Source organism: Mesobacterium pallidum (assembly GCF_019966535.1).
GTDB classification, from domain to species: domain Bacteria; phylum Pseudomonadota; class Alphaproteobacteria; order Rhodobacterales; family Rhodobacteraceae; genus Mesobacterium; species Mesobacterium pallidum.
The window spans coordinates 1-22,749 of the sequence record NZ_JAIMID010000030.1; the positions used below are offsets into that span (position 1 = coordinate 1).

The following is a 22,749-nucleotide window of genomic DNA, read 5'->3' on the forward strand; positions in this document are numbered from 1 at the left end:
GGTTCCCATGGCACGATCTCCTGATTAGATAACCCATTGGTTTCTAATAGGAGTCGCACTTCAAGGTAGCGCGCACCCACGTCAAGGTGGTGAACAACCGCGACAAGACTTCACCGAGGGCATGTATGAGAAGGCGGACTTCGTCTGCGACGCCGGGCGGGAGGTCCATATCTGCTGCGCCGGCGAAGACGCGGTCTGTCGTTACAGGACCGAGGAACGCGGCATCCCGATCCGGCGAGACTGGTTCAACGGATGCAAGACCTGCCTGCTTCGGAGCGATTGCACAACAGGCAACGAGCGCCGGATTTCGCGCTGGGACCGAGAGGACCTGGTCAATGACATGGAGAGCCGTCCAGGGCGCGGCCCGGTGACATGACCGTCTGCGCTGCACCGTCGCGCACCCGTTCGGCGCGATAAAGGCGTGGATGGGCGGCACCCATTTCCTGACGCAGGCTGCGGAACGTCCGCAGCGAGATGGCGCTGAACATGCTGGCCTACACTATGAGGCGAATGATCTCCCAACTCGGCGTCAGGGGGCTGACGCGGGCCACGCAGGGCCGAACGCAGTCGCCTTGAGCAGCGGCAGGCAGACCCGTAGCCGCCTGTCCCGAAGGCTCGGTGAATGCGATTTGCCCATCTTACGAATGCGGTCGCCCGAAACGCTCCGATCGCCCACGCAGCCGGCGTCCCCACCGCTGTTCCGCACAGCCTCGGCCGGGTGCGACAGGCGCTTGGCCGACAAGGCGTCTGTCCCGAGGCAATGCCCGCAGTCTACTTGGAGCCCGAAGCCGACCCCGTCGTGAGCTTCGATTGCGCTGTGGTCACACAACTGGATGGAACATCGCCGACATGGGATGTGATTATCGGTTGGATAGGAAACGCGCGGTCCGGGAACTGCGCAGCACGTTCATATCCAGGCTCGGTCCAGTTCGGTCTCGGGCGCAACGACGCCTGAAGGAGTGAGCCACCATCCAAGCCCGAGATCCGCATGCCGTGAGAATCGATTGGAGAGTTGGTGGCTCGCGTGTACGGTTTCGGGAATGACAACACCGATCCGCCACCTCGCCCATTTCAGCTGGGGCACATTGCGTGCCTCCGTGGACGACCCGCAAATCTCTGCATTTGCCGAGGCTGTGCCGCGCGTCAACGCGCGAGCCGAGGCCAGTCCCGGCTTTGTCTGGCGTTTCGGAGATGAGCGACCACCGGCGGAGGCGGCAGGCTGGCCGCTGTTCGATGATGATCGCATCATCGCGTCCTTCTCCGTTTGGGAAACGCCCGAGGCGCTCAGGGCCTTCGTGTACCGAGGCTCGCACGGCGCCTTCTACAATCGGCGTGCCGAGTGGTTCGACCAGGACGCTCCGCGCGGTTACGCTTTGTGGTGGGTCGCGTCGGGCCACAGACCTGACATCACCGAAGCCTGGAGCAAGGTCGACCAACTTGCCGCCGAGGGCCCGTCAGACGCCGTGTTCACCTTCTCGCAACTCGCGCTGGAAGCTGGTCCAGGCAAATCGTGATCGAAACCGGTCGGTGCCTTCAAGCCATGGATAGACCGGGCTTTCCCCACAGACTTCTTGGGTCCGTATCGATGAAGTGACAAGCGAGAGCTTTGTCCGCGGTACCGACCTTGGCCTGCCAGGCCGTGCGGCACGATGCCGTGGATGACCTGTGTGGTTGGCCCCTGCACAGCAGACTTTTCCGCGATTGATTTTGCACTGCTCAGCAGCAGAATCCTGTCTGCGCGGCGCACGCGGCCGCTGGCCCTGTTGGTTTCCGCAAGCCAAGTCACCGACAACGATGTGTCCCTGTCATTCGGCGGGGTGTCTTGGCAGGCGGGCTGACTAGCCATGCTACGATTGACCAAGTGTCATTGCGTTGACGTGCCGGCCGTCAGGTTACCCCCTCGGGTGGCCGCGATGGCAATCTGCGACTGCATCAACGGCTCCTCCCCTCCGCGCCGCAGACATTCAGACTTGGGCTGGACAGGCCCCATGGCCGTTGAGGCTCGGGCCGCGTGATGAGAACCCGGAGCGGCAACGGGACGTGTCAGGTCCGCTCGTTCGACGCACCCCGCCAACGCAAGCCATTGCGATTGATGACGGTCATCGTGCTTTGAACCCGCCTGTCATCGACCCAGGACCTACCATGCGGCCTGGAAAAGATGGGGGGCCTAGCGCGCGGTCTGCGCGTCGGTCAACCATCCGAGATCTCTCGAGTCAGCGGTCCGCTCTTGGCGCCGTGCGTCATGCTGTTCGCGCGACATCGATGCAGGCAGACCCCGGGCCCGGCAGAAACCGGGGGAGTACCTCTGCGACGGTTTCGCGTGGCTATCGCACGGAGCGGCAAGGGGGCGAGGCCAGGCCGACGTCGCAGGGCGTGCGTCGATGACCGTCGAATCCGCAATGCATCGAATTGGTGAACCGGGATGGCCCGATCGGCGCGATTTCACCATAATCGCAGCAGCGGCAAAGGAGGATGCCATGCGGAAAAATCTGATAGCTGTTGGCCTGGTGCTTGCGGCAGGTGCCGTGCAGGCCCAGGACCGTGTGGCCTGGACCGTGGATGGGTTCGCCTTGCCGGAATCGGTGGCGGCGGACCCGGCCAGCGGAATGCTCTTCGTCTCGAACATGGGCGTGGATCCGATGAACAAGGACGGGGACGGGTTTATCGCCCGAATCAGCGCCGAAGGGTCGATGGACAGGCTGGATTGGGTGACCGGCCTGGATGCCCCCAAGGGGATGGACGTCGCGGGAGGCACGCTCTACGTCGCGGACATCGACCAGTTGCTGGCCATCGACATCGCCAGCGGACAGGTGACCGACCGCTTCATGGCCGAAGGCGCGCAGTTCCTGAATGACGTGGCTGCCGCGCCGGATGGGCGCATCTTCGTGTCCGACACCTTCGGTTCGGCCATCTACGTGCTGGACAACGGCGGGTTGTCGCTTTTCGTGCAGGACGCCAAGGCCCTGTCGGGGGCCAACGGGCTGTTGGTGGTGGACGGTGCGCTTCTGGTCGCCAACCTGGGCGACCTGTCCGGAGGGTTCGAGAACATCAAGCCGGGCCCGGTCATGCGGGTGGACCTGGCAACGAAAGAGATGACGCCCTACGGCGCCGACGGTCCTGTCGGTGTGTTGGATGGCATCGAATCCGACGGTGCCGATGGCGTGTTGCTGACCGACTATGCCAAGGGTGCGCTTCTCAGCCTCAAGCCGGGCGAAAGCGCCACCGAAGTGGCTTTGGTCGGCACCGGGGCCGCAGACCTGGAGGTTCTGCAGGACCTCGGCCTGGCGGTCATTCCCGTCTCGCCAGAGAACAAGGTGGTCGCGATCCGCTATAAATAGGGGTCCTCCCCCCACGCTCCGCAAGGACGTGGCAAGGCCGTCGCCGTTCATTCGGCGGCGGCCATTGTGCGTTTCGGACCCCGGATTTTCGGACCTGCGGGACGGGTACAACCATTCCGGCGCCCACAAAGCTTGCCACGCGGCATAAGTCTTACCTATATTCAACATTAGCCCATCGTCAGGACACGCAATTTGGACCTTACATTTCGCCAACTCGAGATTTTTCGCGCTGTGGTTGTGGCTGGTTCGATCACCAAGGCGAGTCGCCGGATCGACTTGTCCCAGCCGTCGATCAGTCAGCAACTGGCCAAGCTCGAGGAGGCGTTGGGCGTTCAGCTGATGAGCCGTGACCGGGCTGGCACGGTTTCGCTGACGCCCGCGGGGGAATTCTGGTACCGCTCGACGATGACCCTGATCGACCACGTCGACGTTATCCTGCAGGAACACAACCAGACGTTTCGCGCCTCGAACCTGGTGATGAGACTTGGCGTGACCCCTGCGATCCGGGGACCGTTCCTGTCGGCCGCGGCACGTATCTCGCGGGAGCAGGCGGATTTCTCGCGCTTCGAGGTAAGCTACGAACTGACGGGGGAACGGCTGGTCGAGCAATTGCGCATGCACAAGATCGACATGGCCGTGATCGCGGCTGAATCGCTGGTGAACGAGGCGTCTTCATTTGCCACCGCAGAGCTCTGGCGCGAAAAGTTCCTGTGGGCCGTGCCCGCTTTGATCGACGACGATCAGCTGCGTAACGCGTTGAGCCGGACGGGAAAGCGCCCGATCCATCCGCTGCTTTCCCAATACGTGGAATTGGATCCGGCGATTCCCACCCGTGCGGCCACCGAGGACTGGTACCGGACGTATCTTCCCGAGGCCGTCCCCACCTTCCGCGCGCCGACCTTCGCAACCGCGATCGAGTTTGTCGCGGACGGTCTGGGCACGGCCAATGTCATTTGTTCTCTGCTGCCCACGCTCAGCGACTCCGTGTTGCAGAACGTCAAGCTGTTCCAGATCGACGGGTTCCAACGCACCGCGGTGCTGGCGATGCGCAAGCATCTGCTGTCGCATCCGAATTTCGGGCGGACCTTCAACCGCCTCATCGAATATTGCCGCACGGACTTTGCCCCGGCGATGAACAACCGGAGCATCCGCCCCCTGTCCGACATTCTTCCCACGCCCGCACGGGCCTGATCCGCCGCTGCCCGCCCGGGTGCGGGACTGATCCCCGGGCCAACGCCGACCTCTCCGGCCGCTGACCGCAGCCAGTTTCAAGCTGTCAAGTGAAAATTTCGATGGGAGTTCTCGCCCGGCGGTTGCCGGACGCCTACGCTTGACGACATAAAATTGACGCTGCTAAAATGCCATCAATCCGATAAGTTATTGTAACGCGTGCAAAAATTATCGGCTACCGGCTATCGGAGGGATGGCAGTTGTTGAGGGAGGAAAGATGACTCAGGTAGAGACACAAGCGGCGTCGCATGGCGGCGCGGCTGCTTGGATATTCCGGATCTTGGTCGTCGCGGGCGCGGCGTTCATGTTGTATTCGTGGTTCACGCCGTGGTGGGGGGCGGATATCGCGGTCCTGCCCGGAAAGGATGACCTCGTGATGCGCCCCTGGGGCATCGAGGTGAAGGGGCAGGTGCGGGCCAACGCCAATCCGTCGATGTGGGCCATGCCCTGGTATTTCACCTACTTCATGTGGGGCTACCTGGCGGTCTGCATGCTGATGCTCGCGGCCAGTCTCTTTGTCACCCGCCGGATCTCGATCGGCCGGTTCTCGATCCCGGTGGCGACGCTGCTGATTCTCTTCGTCGGCCTGTCGTACATGTTCGCCATGGCGATGGCCTATGGCATCGGCACCCTCAGGGCCGAGGCGGCGGGCAGCGTGTTCGTCGGCGAATCCACGGTCAAGCACCAGATGTCCGGCCAGAAGATCAAGATGGTTTCCGAGCTGAGAGACGGCTTCTGGTTTTCCGTCTACGCCGGGGCGGTGCTGACCGTCCTGGGCCTTGTCCGGTTCCTCTTCGTGCGCAGCCCGAAGGCCTGACGACGCCCGCGCAGTCCGCGCCATAACCAGGTTTCAATCAAAGCGCATCCCGTGACAGGGGTGCGCTTTTCTTGCTGCGCGCGGCCGACCGGATCTTGCGATGACACCCCGAACACCGGCGGAACCGCCGTGAAATCCGCCCTCGGGCCGGCGTTCGGCCCCGAGCGGCGAAACACCAATGCGCTGTATAGGAAAACCCAACACGGGATGATGCAAGCATGGGAACACTTTGGTTTTGAATGCAAACCGCTAGAGGGAGGAAAGTCATGAAAATGAGAGGCTGGATAGCCGGGTCGACAGCCATTGCTGCCGTGAGCCTGGCGACCATGGGCGCGGCGCAAGGCGTGACCACGGAACGTCTTTTGGCTGCCGGATCGGAGGAAGAGGCCGCCAACTGGCTGATGGTTCACAAGACCTATGACGGTGCCCGGTATTCGTCGCTGAACCAGATCAACGCCAGCAACGTCGCCAATATGCGGCTGGCCTTCGCCGTGCCGCTGGGCGGGCTCGAGCCGTCCGGCTTTGGCCTGGGCTACATGGAAGGCACGCCACTGGTCGACAACGGCTTCATGTACGTGAGCGACCCCTGGGGCACGCCCTACAAGATCGACGTCTCGTCGGGCAACTCGGGCCGGGTCCTGTGGGTCTGCGATACGGGGATCGACAAGGACCCGACCCGTGGCATCCTGCTGGCCCACCGCGGCATGTCGCTTTACGGCAATACCGTCATCAGCGCGCTGAACGACGGGCGCGTGGTGGCCTGCGACACCGAAACCGGCGATGTCGTCTGGGATCAGCAGATCACCGAGAACGAGGGCGAGGGCTTTACCGGCGCGCCGCTGATCGTCAACGACAAAATCCTCATCGGCCAGTCCTACGGCGACTGGGCGACGCGGGGGTTCCTGGCCGCGCTCGACGCCAAGACCGGCGAAGAGGACTGGCGCTTCTACACGGTGCCCGCTCCGGGCGAGCCGGGGTCCGAGACCTGGCTTTGCGAAGAGACGGGCAACCCCGATTGCTGGAAGACCGGCGGTGCCGCGATCTGGCAGACCGGCGCCTACGACCCGGATTCGAACACGACGTTCTGGGGCACGGGCAACCCGGTGCCGATGTTCGACCCGGAATACCGCCCGGGCACGAACCTCTACACCAACTCGACCCTGGCGATGGACCCCGACAGCGGCGAGCTGAAGTGGCACTTCCAGTACACGCCGGGCGATTACCTCGACTATGACGAGGTCGGCTCCCACCTGCTGATGACCGTCGACATCGACGGCGAGCAGCGCAAGGTGATGTCGCACTTCGGCCGGAACGGGTTCTTCTACTCGCTTGACCAGGCCAACGGGTCCTACATCCACGCGACGCAGTACATCAACGAGCTGAACTGGACCGAAGGGCTTGACCCCAAGACCGGCCAGCCGGTCGAGTACGATCCCTCGGCGGCGCTGCAGACCTACGCTCTGGGCGAACTGCGCCGGGGCAGCGGGACGGTCACCCAGTGTCCGCACCTGACGGGCGGGGTGAACTACTACCCGACCGCCTACAACCCGGTAACCGGCGTTGCCTACGGGGCCGGTGTCGAAGGCTGCTCGGACCTCGAGACCGTCGAGCTTGATCCGGAAGACGTGACGCCCGGTGTCGTGTTCCTTGGCGGCACCTACGTGGTGAACGGCAAGCAGGCCGGCTCCATCGCGGCCATCGACGTCAAGTCCGGCCAGCAGGTCGCCAAGCACCAGGCCACCTACCCGAACAACTCGGGTGTGACCGCGACGCCTGACCTGATCTACACGGGTTGGACCGACGGCAAGTTCGCCGCCTACGACGCCACCTCGCTGGAAGAGCTGTGGTCGATCAACGTCGGCACCGCCTTCCGGGCCCCGCCGATGACCTACGCGGTCGACGGCAAGCAATACGTGGCCATCATGGGCGGTTACCTGGGCGCGGGCAACGCGGCCGGCAACACCGAGCTGGAGACCATCCAGGGTGCGAACATGGTCTGGGTCTTCACGGTCGACTGATCCTGAACACCCGTCTTGCCTGGCAACCCCGGTTGCCAGGCAAACCATCATTTCTCCGATATGAATTTCGGGACAGCCTCATGACCGCGATCAGCAGACTGGCCGCCGCTCTCGTTCTTTCTGCGCTGACGGCTGCGACGGGATGGGCGCAAGAGACGGACGGCGTGGGCGACCCCATGCGCGGCAAGAAGGTCTATGCGCGCCCCGACAGCTGCGTGAATTGTCATGGCTGGGCCGCCGACGGCAAGACGGGCATCAGCCTGAAATATCCGCCGGGCCCAAGCCTGCGCGACACCCTTCTGGACACCGAGGCCCTGATCGAGGTGATCCGCTGCGGCCGCCCCGGTACCCCGATGCCGTTTCACGACCAGGCCGCCTATCGCGACGGCCGGTGCTATGGAACGGTGATGAGTGACTACGCAGACGATGGCTCCCGGCCCATACGCGGCAAGACGATGCGCGAAGCGGATATCCTGAACGTCGTCGCCTACCTCGAGGCTGACGTGATAGGTCTGGGCAAGCCGACCTTCGAGGAATGCGTGGACTTCTTCGAGAACCCGAATGCCGGCGCCTGCAGAATTATCAAGTAAGATCATGAAACGCGGACTACTGATCCCAACCCTCCTTGCCGGTCTGACGGCTTTCGACGCGCTGGCGCAGGTGCAGGTGGAGCCCGTCTATGACATCTGGGACCCTGTCCTGGGCCAGCCAGTCGCCATGGCGCCTGACGGCGACGTCGGTGCGATTTCCTGCGGCACGAACGGCGGACCTCCGGGAAAGGAGCTCGCCTCGTTCCAGGATTTCATGGCTTGCCGCCCCGAGCCGAGCGGCCTGCGCGAAGTCGAGTTCGGCTATGACGACGAACAGGATTACATCGCCCGCGCGCTCGAATCCGAGTTCAAGTTTCTCAAGGGCGGCACCTCGGTCTTCGCCCATCCGGTGATCGTGTCCCTGCTGGTGGACGAAGAGGGTCTGGTGCAGGGGCGCCGCATCGTCACCGACGACCGGGCGACGGACATGGAACGGCGCACCGCGGTCAGCCTGATGGGCAACTTCAAGGCGCGCTACGGCACCTGGTCGCTGGTCTGCGAAGACATCCCAATGAAGGAAGGCGAACAGCCCGTCGGCAACCGCTTTACCCACGAGGTCTGCACGGGCACCTCGCCCGATGGCACCACGCGGATCGCGATCGAGGCCAGCTATTTGCGCAAGAAGGGGCAGCGCGGCCTCAGCCAAGAAACCCAGGAGGTCAACAAGGGCTATTTCGAAAGCCGGACCCGCTACGAGGAAGTGCTGGCACCCCATGTGCCGACCACGGCGCCATGATGATGTCAGTCCTCGACCCGTCCATCCGCCATGAAGTTGCCCTTGGTCGTCGCCAGGTCGAAATCGACCCCGACGGTCACGGCGCTGGTGAACCGGTTGCCCGTCAGCTTGGCCCCGGTCAGGTCGGCGCCGCGCATGTCGGCGGCGTAGAAATCGGTGATGGTGATCTCGGCCCCGGCAAAGCTCGCCCGGCTGACGTCGGCCTTCACGAAGCCCGAATTGAAGATGCTGGCGCCGTCGAACCGGTTGCGTCCCAGCCGCGCGCCGTTCAGGTTGCCGCGCCGGACCGAGGTGTCGCTGAAATCGGCGTTGTTGGCCACGGCCTCCATCAGGCGCACGCTGTCCAGCACCGCCCCCTGCAGCTTGGCCGAGGTGAGCCGCGCGGTCTGCATCCGCGCTTCGGTCAGATCGGCCCCGCTGAGATCGACGCCGGACATCTGGGCACCGTAGAACATGGCAAAGGCAAAGGAGCCATTCGCCATCTCGGCCTGCGTCAGGTCGGCGAGGTTGAAGTTGGTGGCTTCCGCCGAGACCCCGGTCAGGTTCGCGCCGCGCAGCTTGGCGCGGTGGAAACTCGCCTCGTCGAGGTTCGCGCCGCTCAGGTCGACGCCGGTGAGGTCCGCCTTCTTGAAATTCGCGCCGCGCAGGTCGCAGCCCCTGCATTCGGTGATCGTTCCCGCGATCAGATCGGCGACCTCGTCCCCGAACACGGGCCCCGCCATCGCAATCGCTGCCGCCGCCAACAAGATCCGCATTCCCAGTCTCTCCCGTATTCGAAAGGATGTCGCCTTGCCAAATGATACTAAGACGACAGGCACCATGCGCAAATTCTGGCCATTGGTGTTGTCAATGCTGCTGGCGGTGTCGCTGCCGGTCTCGGCCCGGACGGCCGAGCCCGACATCACGGGCATTCCCGAGGTGATCGACGCCGATATCCTCAAGTTCGGCCAGCAGCGTGTCATTCTCTGGGGGGTCGATGCGCCGGACCCGCGCCAGCAATGCTGGATCAATGGCACCTACTGGGGCTGCCACGAGGCGGCCAAGCGCCGCCTGCAACTGCTCGCCGGGCGGGGCGAGGTCAGCTGCACCTTCAAGGGTGAGCCCGATCCCTTCCACCGGTATTTCGGTGTCTGCACCAGCGGCGGGCAGGATCTGAGCGCGGAAATGGTGAAATCCGGGCTGGCGCTGGCCTATACGGAGCAATCGGAAGATTACCTGCCGCAGATGGCCGAGTCGATCGCCGAGAGCGCCGGCCTGTGGCAGGTCGGGGTGCTGTTCGAAGAGCCATGGCTGTTCCGCCGCCGCGAAACCCCCGGCGGATTCAGGTAGGGCGCGCCATGGTACAGCTGGCCGATGCCATAACCACTCCGGGCCGCGACGGCGCCTTCGATGCGGTGCTGAAGTGGGTTCTCCTGATGACGCTGATCACGCTCGGCGCCATCGTGTCCTATGATTACGGGTTGCTGACCTATCTGTTTGCCGCCGACGAGTCGCGGATCACGGTGCTGATCGCGGTGCTCTACGTTGCGTTTTCGTTCCATTGCATCTGGATCCTGGTCGAATTGTCTCGGGAATATCGCCGGGCCATGCGGATCAAGGCGCAGCTGGCAAACGCGGTCAGCGTGCCCGAGATCCCCGAGGGCGGAGGGATCATCGACCAGTACATGCTTGACGTGATCCGGTCGCGCGAACACCCGGGCGAGATGGAAGGCAATGCCCACCTGCTGATGATGAGCCTCGGCGCCGAGTTCCGGCGGCGCACCAAGGTCGGCACCTACGGGACTGATCTGCTTTACAAGCTGGGCATGCTGGGCACGATGGTCGGTTTCGTGATGATGCTGAATTCCATGGGGGACATGTCGAATTTCGACATCGACACCCTGCGGGGCGCTCTGCAGAAAATGATCGCCGGCATGGCCGTGTCGCTGCTGACCACCATCGCCGGGCTGATCGGCGGCATCCTGCTGCGGCTCGAGTACAACATCGCCGATGCGCTGGTGACCGACATCAGCCAGACGACCGTCAGCTTTACCGAAGCCTCCCTGCTGCCGCTGCTGGCCCGCGCCGATCGCAATGAGGGCGGCGATGTTTGAAGAAGAGGTTGAACCGGAGTTCGAGATATTTTCGGCGCTGCTCTTCAACTCGCTGAAGGCCATCACCTTCATGTTCTTCATTTCCTTCGCGCTGATCAACAAGCCGGCGGACGAGGGCAAGGTCGACCCCAAGGCCGAGATGATGATCACGGTCGGATGGGCGGACAACAACCCGGACGACGTCGACACATACGTCATGGATCCGGCCGGCAACGTCGTGTGGTACAATCAGCGCGAAGGCGGGCTCATGCATCTCGATCGGGACGACCGTGGCATGTTCAAGGATGTCATCCTCTTCAATGACCGCGAGGTGATCAATCCGCTCAACCAGGAGATCGTCAGCTTTCGCGGTCTGGAGGATGGTGAATACGTGGTCAATGTCGTGCATTACATCGCCAACGGGACAGACCCCTTGCCGGTTTCGGTCAAGGTCGAAAAACTGAACCCCACGGTCCGGGTGGTCTATTACGAGACGCTGGAACTCCGGGGCACCGGGGACGAGCAGACCGCGGTGCGGTTTACCCTCAAGGGCGACGACGTGGTCAACCTGAACAACGTGCCGAAAAGCCTGGTCGAACAGACCCGCAGCGGCAGCAAGGGGCGCGGCGCGGCCCAGCCGCAGGGCATGATCGACCCGGGGACGGGCCAGCCCGTGGCGGATCAGTGAGCCAGCCATGAGCATGACCTTCGTCATCCTGTCCCTTGCCGGCGCCTACGCCCTGGTGGCGGCGTTGCTGGCCTACCTGCTGCTTCTCACGCGCGTGCATTGGGTGTTGAAGTCGCTGGCCACAGTGGCGACGGCGGCCGCGATCCCGCTGACCTTCTGGGGGGTGGGCGAATTGCGCGGCCTGCCATCGGATTCGCAGATCCCGTCGAGTTTCCGCATGCTCTGGGCGCAGATCCTCGAGCCAAACGCCCTCGCGGGCGAACAGGGCCGCGTCTATCTGTGGCTACAGACACTCGACGACGAAAATTACCCGGTCGGCCCGCCAAGGTCTTACCAATTGCCCTATTCCGAGGATCTCGTGGCCAAGGTCAACCAGGCCCTGGGTCGGGTCTCGGACGGCGAGCAAATCCAGGGCACGGTCGAGGAAGAGGATGCGGTCGGCGAAGCCACCGAGGAAGAACTGGCCAGCGAAATCGAGGCGGAACTGTCCGAAACCCGGCCCGGCGGGGCGCGAACGGCAGGTCAACGGATTTCCAACTTCGACCCGTCGATGCTGAGTTTCGACACCGAAGCGGCTCCGGTCACGCCCACCAAGTCGCAGTGACCGCCAGGGCGCGCCTCGCGGCTCAGGTCTGCAGCGTCTTGCGGCGGCCCCGGGCCTGCTGCGCGGTCAGCAGCGGCAACAGCAGGCTGGCAAGGCCAAAGATCAGCGTCCCGGACAAGAGGGCGCCGACCAGCCAGCGCGACCAGCGCAGCGCTTCGAGGTCGGCTCCGAACCAGCCCTGCGCGCCCCAGATCAGGACCCGGCCGCGCACACCCGCCTTTGCGCCGATCCGCATGGTCAGCCCCAGGTCGTCGCCCAGGGCCGACTCCCCCAGCCAGATGCGCACGTCATGCGCCTGTCCCGCCGGCATGTCACCCAGCAGCAGCACCTGCATTCCGGTCCGCGCCGTTCCCAGTGCGACCTTCTTGCCGTCCACCTCGGCCAGCAGCGCGCCGGGCACCGTCAGGACCACGTCCTCGGCCGCCTCGGTCGTGGTGATCCGGCCCGTCACGGTGCGGCGAAACGACCCCATGTCGAGGATCGCCGACAACTCGGGGATGTCGCGCATCATCGACTGGACCACGACCACATTCATGAGACGCGGCAACACGATGTCCTGGACCTTGCGGATGGTGCCACGGTCGAGCGTGAACCGCATCGCGGTATCGCGATCCATGCGGTCCGACAATTGCGCGGCCATGAAGCCTGCCACACGCTCCGGGTCGATGCCGAACTCCTCGGGAACCGGGAAGTCCTGCACCACCAGCCGCGCTTCCAGCGGCGTGGCCGTCAGACTTCGCGCGCCGCCGGACAGAACCAGCAGCCCGAGGCCAGCGGACACGATCAAGCCGATCGACAACAACAGATTCCAGAACCGCATGACATCTCCCTCTCGACACCCACATGTTAGTGCTGATGGACATTCGAAAATTCGATCTTCAAGTTTGGTACATCGGAAACAACGGGGCGTCCAATGCGCCCTGGACCCGGGCAGGCAGGGGGCGACATGACACCACTTGGAAAACTCGCGCGACTTGCGATCTGTATCGCATGGGCGGCACCGGCCACGGCCCAGACAGTGCGCGACCCTGCCGTGCCGATGAGGGTGCCCGAAGGCTATGTGCAAGAGCGCCTGCTGGGCCAATGGTTCGAGGTGGCGCGCAGCCCCAGCCCGATGGAGCCGGATTGCAAGGCCGTGACCTCCGAGGTCGAGACACGTGACGACAGCCGTCTGACGCTCAAGTTGAACTGTCACAAGGTCAGCATCGTCGGGCCGGTGATCGACATCGACGGCATCCTGGTGGAGCATGTGCCCGGCGTCTTCGTCCTGCGCCTGGTCCGGCTGCGGGAATTTGGCGCGGTCACGATCGCCGTGCTGTGGCAGGCCGAGGACGACAGCCTCGCGGTCCTGGGCTCGCCGTCCGGCAAGATCGGCTGGGTCTGGTCCAAGACCGCCGACCCGGATCCCGCGATGCTGGACATGGGTATCGCGAAGCTGGTCGAGGCGGGCTATGTCGCGGCGGAGATCCTGACGCCGGATACCGCGCGCTGACACCTGGGTCAGCGCGCGGCGTCGTCTTCCCCCGCGCCGAGCAGAACCGCGTAGGCATCGGTCAGGTTCCCGGAGCCGGCCTGTTCCAGCATGGCGCCGGGCGTGCCATCGGCCACGATCTGCCCGGCCTTCAGAAAGATCACGCGGTCCGCGTGCTCGATCTCATCCACGAGGTGCGTGGCCCAGAGGATCGCGACCTCGGCTTCCGTCGCGAGGGCGCGCATGTCCTGAACCAGGGTCCGCCGCGACGGGGAGTCGAGCCCCGCGGTCGGTTCGTCCATGATCAACAAGCCAGGCCGGTTCATCAGCGCGCGGGCGATTTCCACCTTGCGCTGCTGCCCGCCCGAGAGGTGCCGGACCGGGCGCGCCACCAGATCGGCAAGGCCGAAACGGTCCGTCAATTCGTCGATCCTGTCGCGCAGCACACGGCCCGAGAGCCCGAAGAGCCGTCCGTGCAGGGTGAGGTTCGCCCGGATGGTCATGTCCATATCGACCGACCGCACCTGGAACACCACGCCGAGCCTCCTGAGGATCGCGGCGGAATCCCTGCCATGGCGCCGGCCGAAGACCTCGACCGTCCCTCCATCCGGCGAGAATAGGCCCGAAATGATCTGGAACATCGTGGATTTGCCGGCGCCGTTCGGGCCGAGCAGACCCACGAACTCTCCTGCCTGGATGGAAAAGCTCACGTCCCGCAGCGCTTCGATCCTGCCGTAGGATTTCGACACGCCTTCCAGCGAGAGCACGGGTGTCGGTCGGGTCATGTCCGCATGTCCTCTTCAAGATCGCGCACCGCCCGGGCCAGCCAATCGGCGTGGCGGTCCGCGCGCGGCCTGTCCAGCAGGGTGTCCTTGATCACGGACATCGGACGACCGCCAAGCATGATCACCCGGTCTGCCAGCGCGGCGGCGTCATGGGTGTCGTGTGTCACCAGGATCACGGTGGGGCCGAACCGGTCGACCACACCGGCGACCAGCGCCTGCAACTCTCCGGCGAGCTTTCGGTCAATCGACACGAAGGGCTCATCCAGCAACAGAAGGCGCGACGACACCGCCAGGGCGCGGGCAAGCGCCACGCGTCTTTGCATCCCGCCCGACAGCGCGGCGGGCCGCAGATCCTCGGCCGCCGCCAGCCCCACGGCGGCAAGCAGCGACCGGCCCGCGTCGACGGGCAGGTCCGGCTTGACCGCCAACAGGTTCCCGAGCGCGGTTTCCCAGGGCAGGAGCCTCGGGTCCTGAAAGACGAAACCGGGCACCTGCGCATCCGGCGGCGCCTTGCTATCGACCTCGATGCGGCCGCGATAATCGGTGTCGATGCCGGCGATCATCCGCAGCAGGGTCGATTTTCCGACGCCCGACGGCCCGATCAGCGCGACCACCTGGCCGGCGGGCACCTGGAACCCCAGCCCTTCGAAGAGCAGCGTCTCTCCGAAGGCCTTTTCGGCGATCTCGATCAAAAGCTGCGCGCCGGCCGCCATCCAAGCACCTTGTGTTCCAGCGGCCGCAGCACGCCGTATTCGATCGCGATCACCACCGTCATGAAGGCGACGGTGTAGGCGAGGATTCCCTTCATGTCGAAGAACTGGAAGAAGATGCCGATGCGAAAGCCGACCCCGCCGTCGCTGCCCAGCACCTCGAAGACCAGCACGATCTTCCAGATCAGCGACAGCCCGGTCCGCGCGGCGGTCAGGACGTAGGGCATGAGCTGCGGCACGATGAACCGGCGGACCCGTTGCGTGAAGCCCACGCGATAGACCTGCGCCAGCTCGGCCAGCCCGTGATCGAGGGCCCGGACGCCTTCGCGCATGGTGACCGCGACCAGCGGCGTCTTGTTGACGACCACGGCTGCAATCAGTGCGTATTCGGTCAGCCCGAACCAGATGTAGAACGTGATCGCGACCACGATGGCGGGGATGTTGAGGCCGATCAGCACCCAGTTCCCGAAGAGCCCGTCAAGCGATCGGAACCGTCCCAGGACACTGCCGATCGCGATCCCCGCGATCATCGCCAGCACGAAGGCCGCCGCGGCCCGGCCAAGCGTCCGGGCCACGTCGGTCAGCAACGACTTTTGCACCGCGAGATCGACAAGCTCGGCGAAGACGTCGATCGGGGTGGGGAACAACCGGTGCTGCGCCGCCATGCTGGCAATCTGCCAGACGATCAGCAGCAGCGGGATCGATGCCCAGTCAAGCAGGGTCCCGCCGCCCGGGCGTCGGGCGCCGGGCGGGGCGGCCACGCGCCGTGGTGCGGTCACTTACGAAAGCCCGACCAGAACGTTCCCGGATCCATCTCGGTCGCGTCCCCCACCAGGTCGGAGCCACCGACCTCGGACATGATCGCGAACGAGGCCCTTGCCGCCTCGACCGAGGCGTCATTGAACTCCTGCATGATCCCGGCGCGGTAATCGTCGCGCAGCGCGGTGAACAGGGCGTCATTGTCCGCGGCGCCCATCTTGTCGCGCAGTGTGTCCCAGATCGCGTCGTCCTCGAGCAGGATCTTCTTGGCGGCGAAGGACGCGTCGAGAAACGATTTGACCGCCTTGCGCCGCTTCTTGGCGGTTTCGTCGCGGAACACCCAGGCCAGAAGCGGCGGCTGGTCGGTGATCCCCATCGCGCCCATCATGTCCTTGACCGAAATCAGCTCTTTCGCGCCGGCGGCCTTGGCCCGCGCGTTGAAATGCCAGAAGTTCAGCGAGGCATCGATCTGCTCTTCGGTCAGCAATTCGTTGATCAGCGGCGGCGCCCCGAAGCGGGCATCGACCTTGTCGGCCAGGGTCTCGCCGGTCTGGCTCTTGTAATAGGCCTGCAGGATGACCCAGCTCTTGTCGACGGGGCCCCCGGCCACGCCGATGGTCTTTCCGGGCAGGTCCTCGATCGACTGGATCGGCCCGTCGGGCCGCACCATCAGCCCGCCCACGGCGAAGGAATGGGGCACCGAGGTGAAATCTTCGCCGGCCGCACGCAAGGCCGCGACCCAGACGAAATCCGACAGCACGATGTCCACGTCTCCTGCCATCAGCGCCACGTGGCTGGCATCCTTGCCGGACACGTCCTTCAGTTCCAGCTTGAACTTGTGCTTCTGGTCGAGCTTGAGATCCTGGATGACCTTCATTTCCCAACTGGCCGTGCCGTTCATCAGGACGCCGACCCTCACCGTCTCGGTCTTGTTCTGCATCGTGATCGACCAGGCTGGCGTGGCTACAGCCGTGGATGTGGCGAAAGCTCCGGCGCAAAGCCTGAGAATTTCACGACGGTTCATGCGGTTATCCTCCCTTTGAGGGGCCGGTTTCGGCCCCGTTGAGCAAGGCTATCATCCCACCATGGGGCGTGAGGCAATAGCCAGTATTTGCAAACCCAATATCGCGGACTGCTAGCCTGACCGGGCGATCCTCGACACCACCTGTCGGGGATCGGGATCGAGGGAGGATCCAGACCTTATGGGATTATTTCAGAACGGCGTGTCACTCGCCGGCGCAATATTCTTTGCGACATCCGTGCTTGCCGAGGGCAATCTTGCAACTGACGCGACCAGGCTGCCGGACATGGCCATCGACAGCGCCGAACTCACCCTTTCGGTGTCCGAGTTCGAACTGGAAACGGGCAAGTACTACCGGTGGAGGATCGTGCACGACGGCGGCGAGGAATTCCAGATCCTGGCGCCGGACCTCTTTCGCAACAGCTGGATCAACCAGGTGGTGATCGAGGACCTTGAGGTTCAGCCCTTTGGCATCTACGCGATCGAGTTCGATGACGAGGGCACGATCGACGTCTGGTTCGTGCCGATCCGTCCGGGCAATTACGACTTCTGGATCGCTGGATACGAAAATCGCGGCCTCGCCGGCACGTTCGTGGTGCGATGATGCGTACACTCCTTGCCAGCCTTGCGCTGTGTCTGATGCCGGCCATTGCGCCGGCACTCGAGACCGGGCGCATCTTCGTGAGCAACGAAAAGAGCCACGACATCCATGTCTTCGATTCCGATTTCAACCTGATCAAGAAGATCGAGACATCGCGCCGCCCTCGGGACATGAAGCTCAACGCCGCCCGTACGCTGCTGTATGTCGCCTGCGGAGATGACGACATCATCGACGTGATCGACGTCGAAACGCTCGAGGTCGTCGATGGCATTCCCACCGGGCCCAGCCCCGAGGTGTTCGATTTCTCGCCCGACGAGAAACAGATCTATGTCTCGAACGAAGAAGACTCGATGCTCGAGGTCATCGACTTGGATGCGCGGATCACCATTCACGACGTGCCCACGGGCGCCGAGCCCGAAGGCGTGATCGTGGTGCCGGACACCAACACGCTCTACGTGACCTCCGAGGTGTCGGACATGGTCCACGTGATCGATCGCGTCGAAGGCGTCGTCACCAACAACATCATCGTCGGCACGCGTCCGCGCCGGTTTGTGATCACACCGGATACCGACGAGCTTTGGGTCTCGGCGGAGCTGTCCAGCGAGATCTACATCATCGACCGGACATCCGAAGAGATCAAGGAGGTGCTCGAGTTCCTGCCGCCCGGCTTCCGGCCCGAGGACGTGACCCCTGTGGGCATGACCCTGACCCGTGACGGAAAGATCGGCCTGATCAGCCTGGGGCGCGCCAACCATGTCGCGATCATCGACGCGCACAGCAAGGAGCTGCTGGAATACGTCCTGGTCGGGCGCCGTGCCTGGTCCGTCGCGCTAAGCAGAGACGAGAAGATCGCGGTCGTGGCGAATGGCCTGTCGGACGACATCACGCTGATCGACATGGAAACCTACCGCCCCATCCGCTCGATCCCCGTGGGCCGGGTGCCGCATACCGTGGTGATTGACGATTGAAACCGTTTCTTGCCGCACTCTTTGCGCTTATCTTGTCCGGCGCTGCCGGTGCCGCCGACCTGCGGATCGGGGTGCTGCGGCTCGATGTCGATCCGCGCTACGACGCGGACATGGCCTATGCGCGGATCGAGCTGCGCCCCACGGGCGACGTCGAAGCCGCGGTGCGGATGGCGCTGTCGGACATGAAGATCGTGACCGATGCCCGCGGTCTCGACGTCGTGCTGTCGTCGGCCTCGGTCTCCCGGACCGAACTGGACGGCGCCGCGCAGGCCATGGTTGCGGACGGGGTGACACACCTGGTGCTCGACCTGCCGGCCGAGGACATCGACCACCTGGCCGCTGCGCTGGCCGACACGCCGGTCACGCTGCTGAACACAACCGCCCCTGACGACTGGCTGCGCCGCAAGTGTCATCCCAACCTGCTGCATACGGCGTCCAGCGACCGGATGAGCGTCGATGCGTTGATCCAGCACGCGGTCGCGAACAACTGGAAAAGCTTCCTGGTCCTGCGCGGCAAGACAGAGCGGGACGCCCTCCGTGCCGACGCCTTTGTCGAGGCGGTTGCGCGGTTCCGGCTGCGTGTCGTGGACGACCGCACCTTCGACCTGTCCACCAACCCCGCGATGCGCGAACAGAACAACATCTCGCTGCTGACCGGGGGCACGCGCGACTATGACGCCGTCTTCATCGCGGACGAGGTGGGGGAGTTCGCGCGGTATGTGCCATACCAGACCGCCCGGTCGCGGCCGGTCGTCGGCGCCACCGGCCTGGTGCCGCTGGAATGGCATTGGGCCTTCGAACGCTACGGCGCGCCGCAGGTCAATTCGCGCTTTGAATCGCAGTCCGAGGGCGGGCGCCGCATGGGCTGGCAGGATTGGTCGGCCTGGATCGCGACCCGTGCGGTTCTGACTAGCCATGCCAAGGCGCGCGGCGATACGCTGGAGGACGTGAACGCCTTCCTGCGGTCCGAGAGGCTGCGGCTCGACGGATCGAAAGGCGCACAAATGAGCTTTCGCCCGTGGAACGGCCAGTTGCGGATGCCGATCCTGCTTGCGACGCACAACGCGGTCATCGGCGTGGCGCCGCTGGACGGGTTCGAGCACCGGGTGAATTCGCTTGATTCCCTCGGCTATGACGAAGGCGAGTTTGCATGTGACTGAAACGGTGCCCTGCGTTCGGTCGACCGACCTGCGGGTGCATTGCGGACCTAGAGACGCGGCAAGACCTGCCGTGTCTTGTCCATCTTGGCTCTCACACACAAAAGGATCGTGCGCCGCCCGTTAGCGGATACCGGTGCGTGCCCTCGACCCGAGCCTGCGTCAACCGGACATGCCGGCATCGGCAAGGAAGGGCGGCGTCGGCAGGATTCCGGGCAGGCTGAGCGACCGGCCGACCCCTTGCAACGCGTCGATCAGCGCCGCCATCGGCTCCATCGACCGGTGCTGGGACAGCAGGATCGCGACAACCCGCCGCGCGGGCACGTCGATCAGGTACCGGTTGACCTCGTCCAGCGAGCCGGACGCACCGATCGTTGTCAGGGCAGGTGCGACGCAGACGCCTGTTCCCGCCCGGACGAAGGAAAGCGCAGTCTCGAAACTGCGGCATTGGGCGATCGGTCGATGCCCCGGCAACAGCCGGTCATACCAGTCCGAGACGCGGCGCGCCTGGGTGCTGCCAAAGACGAAATGGATCGACTGGCCCAGGGTCCGGGCCTGCGTTGGCGGCAGGTCCCGGGCCGGGTCGGAGACGTTGGCAAGATCCAGTGCCTTGGGCACCACGAGGACATAGGGGTCTTCGATGATCGGTATCTGCAGGAAGTGCTCATGCGTCTGTGCCAGGGAATTTGCGGCGACGAGACCGAAATTGATGCGCCGCGCATAGAGCATTTCCAATATGTCCGCCGGGGCGCTTTCCTGCACGTCCAGGCTGACGTCGGGGTAGCTGTCATGCAGGCGGCGCACCGCAGGCGGAAGCAGACAGCGCACGACGGAATCGATGCCCGCAAGCTTGACGACCTGCTGATAGCCGCCGCGGAAGCGCACCAGGCCGTCCTCGGTTTCGTTCAGGATGCGCAGCAGCTGATCGACCCGTGGCAACAGGTAGCGGCCCGCCTCGGTCAGCTCCAGTTCGGTCGGGCGACGGTTGAACAGACGCGAGCCGATGGCCGTTTCAAGCCGGCCCAGCTGCTGGGACAGGGACGGTTGGGTCAGGCCAAGCTGCTTGGCCGCGCTGGTCATCGTGTCCGCATGAACCAAGGCATGAAAGATGCGCAGCTGCTGCAAGGTCATCGACAGCCTGGCCTTGCGGGGCGGGCTCTCGGTCGACCCGTCCAGGTCGACCTCGAAATCCAGTGAGATGTCCTTCATGACCAACTCTTGGCAAACGCGGTTCCGGACATGGTAGCCGCGCCGCGCTGCAACTTTTGCAATACACAGTATTCGTCGTCTGAAAGTTGGATGTGTATATTGACGAATGGCCTCGCGAAGACCGATGGCAAAGATCAATGCGGAAGGACGGCATGGCCGATCAGCTCAAACTGGATACGGACGCACCCGCCGCCGCCGGGAAAACGCGGAGACGGCGCAATGCCGGCTCGCCGCGCGGCAGCGCCGGGTACGAGCGGCGGCGCAGTCGGCGGATCGCCACCACATGGCAGGTCTGCATCCTTCTGGCGCTGATCGCCGGCATGAAGATCCTGAACACCACCTCGGGCAACCTGGTCATGCCCAGCCCCGAGGCCGTGTTCTGGCAAAGCGTCGAGATGTGGGCGGACGGGACGATCCCGCGCGCGCTGGGCGAGTCGCTCACCGTGCTGGGGCTGGGGTTCATCCTCGCGTCGACGTCCGGGATCATGATCGGCATCCTGCTGGGTGGCTTTCCGTTTCTGGGCCGGGTGCTCGACCCCTATGTCAACGCCGTGAACGCGACGCCCGGCGCGGCGTTCATTCCGCTCATCATCGTCTGGTTCGGCCTGTATGCCGAGGCGAAGATCGCCCTGGTCTGGCTGGCGGCAGTCTTCCCGGTGCTGATCAACACGACCGCCGGCATCTCGAATGCCAACAAGGACCTGATCGAGATGGCCCAGTCCTTTGGCGCGTCGCGCTGGACACTGTTCTGGCAGGTGATGGTGCCCGACGCGTTGCCCTCGATCCTGTCGGGACTGCGCATCGGCGCGGCGATCTGCATCGTCGGCACCGTGATCGCCGAGCTGACCATGGCACAATCCGGCCTGGGCGGGCTGATGATCAAGGCGGGCAACCGGTTCCAGATGGATCGGTATTTCGCCGTGGTGATCGTCATGATGGCGCTGGGCTCGCTCATCACCATCGGGCTCAGGCTGGCCGAGCGGCGGCTGGGCCGCTGGCGCGTGGCGATGCAGGACGGAGGCTGAGATGACCGAAACCCGCCCGCCGATCATCAGCCTGAACGGGGTCAGCAAGTCCTTCAAGGACGGCCAGGTCCAGGCGATCGAGGATCTGTCCTTCGATGTCCGGCCCGGGGAATTCGTCAGCCTTGTCGGCCCGTCGGGCTGCGGCAAGACGACATTGCTGCGCCTGATCGACGGGCTTGTCGCGCCCGACCGGGGCACGGTCCTGGTCAATGGCCGGCCACCCGATCCCACCTACAACATGGCCATGGTGTTCCAGTCCTCCCGGCTTTTGCCGTGGCGAACGGTGGCGGGGAACATTGATTTCGTCCTCGGCCTGAGGGGGCATGCGCCAAAGGCGCGCAAGTCCCGGGTACAGGCCCTGTTGGGCGCCGTCGGATTGCGCGAATTCGCCGAGGCCTATCCGCACGAGCTGTCGGGGGGCATGCAGCAGCGTGTCGGCCTTGCGCGCGCCCTGGCGGTCGAGCCCGAGGTGCTGTTGATGGACGAACCCTTTGCCGCGCTTGACGCGATGACCCGCGAGACGCTGCGCGGCGAATTGCTGCGGCTCTGGGACCGGCGACGGATGGCGGTGGTCTTTGTGACCCATGACATCGACGAGGCGATCATCCTGTCGCAGCGGATCATCGTGTTGCGCCCCCGCCCGGGCCGCATCGACGCCGTGGTCCCCGTCGACCTGCCCGAACCGCGCTGGCAAACCGACCCGCGCGGGCTTCCGGCCTATGCCGACCTGCGCCGCGCGCTCTGGGATCGCATCCACGCGATGGGCCGCGAGGGCGTCGCGCTCGAGGAGCTGACGGGCGCCTTCGGCGATGAGCCCTGACCCCGGTCGCTGCCCATAAGCTTTGTCTATCACGCCGATAGCTCCGCAGGGAATGGTCTGACACGGACCGCCGTCCTAGCATCCAACTGGCCGTCGGAACACCAGACGACGGCGCAAGACATGGGGGGGC

25 protein-coding genes and 1 pseudogene are annotated in these 22,749 nt (G+C 64.5%); 18 read left to right on the forward strand and 8 right to left on the reverse strand.

The window, feature by feature from the left end; all coding sequences use genetic code 11:
• The first annotated feature begins 121 nt into the window (after nt 1-121).
• Both MF270_RS25735 and MF270_RS25740 read left to right on the forward strand, forming a co-directional pair.
• A complete protein-coding gene (locus MF270_RS25735) occupies nt 122-376 on the forward strand; it encodes a hypothetical protein (RefSeq protein ID WP_238368514.1) in 255 nt (84 codons plus the stop codon).
• A 664-nt stretch (nt 377-1,040) separates the two neighbouring features.
• Entirely contained in the window at nt 1,041-1,514 is a 474-nt protein-coding gene (locus tag MF270_RS25740; RefSeq protein WP_238368515.1) for a DUF3291 domain-containing protein, read from the forward strand.
• 547 nt (nt 1,515-2,061) lie between these two features.
• Here the strand turns inward: MF270_RS25740 and MF270_RS25745 are convergent.
• Nucleotides 2,062-2,260: pseudogene (locus MF270_RS25745) on the reverse strand (hypothetical protein); the annotation flags it as partial.
• Nucleotides 2,261-2,477: 217 nt separating this feature from the next.
• On the opposite strand from MF270_RS25745, the gene MF270_RS25750 reads away from it, so the two are divergent.
• The 6 genes from MF270_RS25750 to MF270_RS25775 all read left to right on the forward strand — a co-directional run bounded on the left by MF270_RS25750 (nt 2,478) and on the right by MF270_RS25775 (nt 8,729).
• Nucleotides 2,478-3,338, forward strand: a complete 861-nt coding sequence (locus MF270_RS25750) for an NHL repeat-containing protein (protein ID WP_238368516.1) — start codon at nt 2,478-2,480, stop codon at nt 3,336-3,338.
• A gap of 192 nt (nt 3,339-3,530) precedes the next feature.
• Nucleotides 3,531-4,529, forward strand: a complete 999-nt coding sequence (locus tag MF270_RS25755; protein ID WP_238368517.1) for a LysR family transcriptional regulator — start codon at nt 3,531-3,533, stop codon at nt 4,527-4,529.
• Nucleotides 4,530-4,872: 343 nt separating this feature from the next.
• Nucleotides 4,873-5,385, forward strand: coding sequence for a hypothetical protein (locus tag MF270_RS25760; protein ID WP_238368518.1), 513 nt, complete (start codon nt 4,873-4,875; stop codon nt 5,383-5,385).
• A gap of 266 nt (nt 5,386-5,651) precedes the next feature.
• On the forward strand, nt 5,652-7,403 hold the full coding sequence (locus tag MF270_RS25765) for a pyrroloquinoline quinone-dependent dehydrogenase (protein ID WP_238368519.1): 1,752 nt from the start codon (nt 5,652-5,654) through the stop codon (nt 7,401-7,403).
• An 80-nt stretch (nt 7,404-7,483) separates the two neighbouring features.
• A complete protein-coding gene (locus MF270_RS25770) occupies nt 7,484-7,993 on the forward strand; it encodes a c-type cytochrome (protein ID WP_238368520.1) in 510 nt (169 codons plus the stop codon).
• A 4-nt stretch (nt 7,994-7,997) separates the two neighbouring features.
• On the forward strand, nt 7,998-8,729 hold the full coding sequence (locus MF270_RS25775; RefSeq protein WP_238368521.1) for a hypothetical protein: 732 nt from the start codon (nt 7,998-8,000) through the stop codon (nt 8,727-8,729).
• 5 nt (nt 8,730-8,734) lie between these two features.
• Here MF270_RS25775 and MF270_RS25780 read toward each other — a convergent pair whose 3' ends face one another.
• Nucleotides 8,735-9,484, reverse strand: a complete 750-nt coding sequence (locus tag MF270_RS25780; protein ID WP_238368522.1) for a pentapeptide repeat-containing protein — start codon at nt 9,482-9,484, stop codon at nt 8,735-8,737.
• 64 nt (nt 9,485-9,548) lie between these two features.
• On the opposite strand from MF270_RS25780, the gene MF270_RS25785 reads away from it, so the two are divergent.
• From MF270_RS25785 to MF270_RS25800, 4 genes are read left to right on the forward strand one after another with little or no spacing between them, the layout of a single operon-like run.
• On the forward strand, nt 9,549-10,058 hold the full coding sequence (locus MF270_RS25785) for a thermonuclease family protein (protein WP_238368523.1): 510 nt from the start codon (nt 9,549-9,551) through the stop codon (nt 10,056-10,058).
• 8 nt (nt 10,059-10,066) lie between these two features.
• Nucleotides 10,067-10,822 (forward strand): MotA/TolQ/ExbB proton channel family protein, encoded by a 756-nt coding sequence (locus MF270_RS25790; RefSeq protein ID WP_238368524.1) that lies wholly within the window; start codon nt 10,067-10,069, stop codon nt 10,820-10,822.
• Nucleotides 10,815-11,489 (forward strand): hypothetical protein, encoded by a 675-nt coding sequence (locus MF270_RS25795; protein ID WP_238368525.1) that lies wholly within the window; start codon nt 10,815-10,817, stop codon nt 11,487-11,489. The genes MF270_RS25790 and MF270_RS25795 overlap by 8 nt, the downstream gene beginning before the upstream one ends.
• A 7-nt stretch (nt 11,490-11,496) precedes the next feature.
• Nucleotides 11,497-12,093, forward strand: coding sequence for a hypothetical protein (locus MF270_RS25800; protein WP_238368526.1), 597 nt, complete (start codon nt 11,497-11,499; stop codon nt 12,091-12,093).
• Nucleotides 12,094-12,115: 22 nt separating this feature from the next.
• On the opposite strand, the gene MF270_RS25805 is transcribed toward MF270_RS25800, so the two are convergent.
• A complete protein-coding gene (locus MF270_RS25805; protein ID WP_238368527.1) occupies nt 12,116-12,913 on the reverse strand; it encodes a hypothetical protein in 798 nt (265 codons plus the stop codon).
• Nucleotides 12,914-13,039: 126 nt separating this feature from the next.
• On the opposite strand from MF270_RS25805, the gene MF270_RS25810 reads away from it, so the two are divergent.
• Nucleotides 13,040-13,585 (forward strand): lipocalin family protein, encoded by a 546-nt coding sequence (locus tag MF270_RS25810; protein WP_238368528.1) that lies wholly within the window; start codon nt 13,040-13,042, stop codon nt 13,583-13,585.
• Between the two features lie 8 nt (nt 13,586-13,593).
• Here MF270_RS25810 and MF270_RS25815 read toward each other — a convergent pair whose 3' ends face one another.
• Genes MF270_RS25815 through MF270_RS25830 form a run of 4 tightly spaced genes read right to left on the reverse strand, consistent with a single transcriptional unit; the run spans nt 13,594 to nt 16,842 of the window.
• The gene (locus MF270_RS25815) at nt 13,594-14,349 is read right to left on the reverse strand and encodes an ABC transporter ATP-binding protein (protein WP_238368529.1); all 756 of its coding nucleotides are present in this window, start codon (nt 14,347-14,349) and stop codon (nt 13,594-13,596) included.
• A complete protein-coding gene (locus MF270_RS25820) occupies nt 14,346-15,062 on the reverse strand; it encodes an ABC transporter ATP-binding protein (RefSeq protein WP_238368530.1) in 717 nt (238 codons plus the stop codon). The genes MF270_RS25815 and MF270_RS25820 overlap by 4 nt, the downstream gene beginning before the upstream one ends.
• A complete protein-coding gene (locus MF270_RS25825) occupies nt 15,038-15,838 on the reverse strand; it encodes an ABC transporter permease (protein ID WP_238368531.1) in 801 nt (266 codons plus the stop codon). The genes MF270_RS25820 and MF270_RS25825 overlap by 25 nt, the downstream gene beginning before the upstream one ends.
• Nucleotides 15,835-16,842, reverse strand: coding sequence for an ABC transporter substrate-binding protein (locus MF270_RS25830; RefSeq protein ID WP_238368532.1), 1,008 nt, complete (start codon nt 16,840-16,842; stop codon nt 15,835-15,837). Before MF270_RS25830 ends, MF270_RS25825 begins: the two co-directional genes overlap by 4 nt.
• A gap of 283 nt (nt 16,843-17,125) precedes the next feature.
• Here MF270_RS25830 and MF270_RS25835 point away from each other — a divergent pair, with 283 nt between their 5' ends.
• The 3 genes from MF270_RS25835 to MF270_RS25845 are packed head-to-tail and all read left to right on the forward strand — an operon-like array spanning nt 17,126 to nt 19,568.
• On the forward strand, nt 17,126-17,443 hold the full coding sequence (locus tag MF270_RS25835) for a cupredoxin domain-containing protein (protein WP_238368533.1): 318 nt from the start codon (nt 17,126-17,128) through the stop codon (nt 17,441-17,443).
• Nucleotides 17,440-18,408, forward strand: a complete 969-nt coding sequence (locus MF270_RS25840) for a PQQ-dependent catabolism-associated beta-propeller protein (RefSeq protein WP_238368534.1) — start codon at nt 17,440-17,442, stop codon at nt 18,406-18,408. Before MF270_RS25835 ends, MF270_RS25840 begins: the two co-directional genes overlap by 4 nt.
• 32 nt (nt 18,409-18,440) lie before the next feature.
• On the forward strand, nt 18,441-19,568 hold the full coding sequence (locus MF270_RS25845; protein WP_238368535.1) for a type 1 periplasmic-binding domain-containing protein: 1,128 nt from the start codon (nt 18,441-18,443) through the stop codon (nt 19,566-19,568).
• A gap of 159 nt (nt 19,569-19,727) precedes the next feature.
• Here MF270_RS25845 and MF270_RS25850 read toward each other — a convergent pair whose 3' ends face one another.
• Nucleotides 19,728-20,774, reverse strand: a complete 1,047-nt coding sequence (locus tag MF270_RS25850) for a LysR family transcriptional regulator (protein ID WP_238368536.1) — start codon at nt 20,772-20,774, stop codon at nt 19,728-19,730.
• Between the two features lie 152 nt (nt 20,775-20,926).
• On the opposite strand from MF270_RS25850, the gene MF270_RS25855 reads away from it, so the two are divergent.
• Both MF270_RS25855 and MF270_RS25860 read left to right on the forward strand, forming a co-directional pair.
• Nucleotides 20,927-21,799, forward strand: a complete 873-nt coding sequence (locus MF270_RS25855) for an ABC transporter permease (RefSeq protein WP_238368537.1) — start codon at nt 20,927-20,929, stop codon at nt 21,797-21,799.
• 1 nt (nt 21,800) lies between these two features.
• A complete protein-coding gene (locus tag MF270_RS25860; protein WP_238368538.1) occupies nt 21,801-22,619 on the forward strand; it encodes an ABC transporter ATP-binding protein in 819 nt (272 codons plus the stop codon).
• Nucleotides 22,620-22,749: the final 130 nt, after the last annotated feature.